The organism is Aeromonas aquatilis (assembly GCF_054052405.1).
Genome location: NZ_JBSTYP010000134.1, coordinates 1 through 1,721 on the forward strand (window position 1 = coordinate 1; position 1,721 = coordinate 1,721).

General features: G+C 61.3%; 1 protein-coding gene and 1 pseudogene. Both read left to right on the plus strand.

All coding sequences use genetic code 11. The annotated features are described in order from the left end of the window. A pseudogene (locus tag ACW5W8_RS23595) lies at positions 1-622 on the plus strand (hypothetical protein); the annotation flags it as partial. Beyond that, the coding region (locus ACW5W8_RS23600; RefSeq protein WP_498630850.1) for a DUF935 domain-containing protein at positions 622-1,721 on the plus strand (1,100 nt) is incomplete at its 3' end. The pseudogene ACW5W8_RS23595 and the gene ACW5W8_RS23600, both read left to right, overlap by 1 nt.

Sequence of the window (1,721 nt, forward strand, 5' to 3'; positions counted from 1 at the left end):
TCTGGAAGCACTCGATCGCAGTTGCCGCCATGTGCTGGGGGAAGATTTCGCCCGCAAAGGGGACTTGTCGGTTTTCGTACCGCTCTCTATCTCCACCAACTTGAGCAAACGGGTGCCCTTTGTGGTGGAGCTGGTCAATGCCCCCTATGAGAGCCAGCGTCAGATCCTGTTCTACCTGCTGATTGGGCTGCACCGTTTCACTGCGGCGGCCTTCGATGCCACTGGTAACGGCGGCTATCTGGCAGAGGCGGCCCGCTTGCGCTGGGGCGCCAGCATGATCGAGTGCGTGATGCTCAATGACCCTTGGTATCGGGAGTGGATGCCCAAGCTCAAGGCAGAGTTTGAGGATGGCAACCTGGCTATCCCGCGCCATGCAGACGTGCAGGATGACTTGGGGAAAATCCAGGTCATCAATGGCATCCCCAAGATCGACAAGGGCAAGAACACTGGCCAAGGGGGCCAACAGCGCCACGGTGACTTTGCGGTGGCCTTGGCCATGGCGGTGCGGGCCAGCTGGATGGAGGGGGGCGCCATCGAGTTCACCCCACTACCAGGTAAACGTGATGACCATGGCAGCGACAACAACGATGACTATCACCGATATGAGCGAGGAGCCTGGTAATGGGCAGAATCATTGATATCCATGGCAAAGCCATGAGCCTGGAAAAAGAGCCGCAGACCGAGAACGATGCCAAGTTGGCCCAGCTGCGCCGTCACTACAGCGATCATCCGACCATCGGGCTGACCCCAGGCAAAGCGGCTGCTGCACTGAAAGAGGCCGAGGAAGGGGGCCTGATCGCCCAGTGCGAGCTGGCCGAAGACATGGAGGAGAAGGATGCCCACCTGCAGAGCGAGCTCGGCAAACGCCGCCGAGCCCTGCTGGGGGTGAGCTGGACAATCGAGCCACCCCGCAACGCCACCCCGGCCGAGAAGCGTGATGCCGAGCTTATCCGGGAGCTGCTGGAGGACTTCACCTGGTTGGATGATGCCATCTTTGACGCCACCGACGGGATCCTCAAGGGGTTCAGTGCCCAGGAGTTCAGCGGCTGGGAGATGGTCGAGGGGCTGCAAATCCCCAAGGGTATCATCTGGCGCGACCCAGCCTGGTTCCAGACCCACCCTGACGATCGCAATCAGCTGCGCTTGCGAGACGGCAGCCAGGAAGGGGTTGCCCTCAACCCGTTTGGCTGGCTGCTGCACAAGGCCAAGTCCAAATCGGGGTATCTGGCTCGCACCGGCCTTGTCCGCACCCTGGTCTGGCCGTTCTTGTTCAAGAACTACAGTGTGCGGGATCTTGCTGAGTTTCTGGAGATCTACGGCCTGCCGGTGCGGCTTGGCAAATACCCGGAAGGGGCGACCGAGAAAGAGAAGGCCACCCTGCTGCAGGCGGTGCTCTCCATCGGTCATAACGCCGGGGGCATTATTCCGCGCGGGATGGAGATTGAGTTCGAGAACGCCGCCAGCGGTCAGGCTGATCCCTTCGTGGTGATGATGGAGTGGTGCGAGCGTTCCATGAGCAAGGCCATCTTGGGGGGCACCTTGACCTCACAGGCCGATGGCAAGAGCTCGACCAATGCCCTGGGCAATGTCCATAACGAGGTGCGCCAGGAGGTACGGGATGCCGACCTGCGTCAGCTGGCCGCTACCCTGACCCGCGATCTGGTCTATCCGCTCTATGCCCTTAACGGCAAGAGCTATCAGGGGCCGCGCCGCTGCCCCCG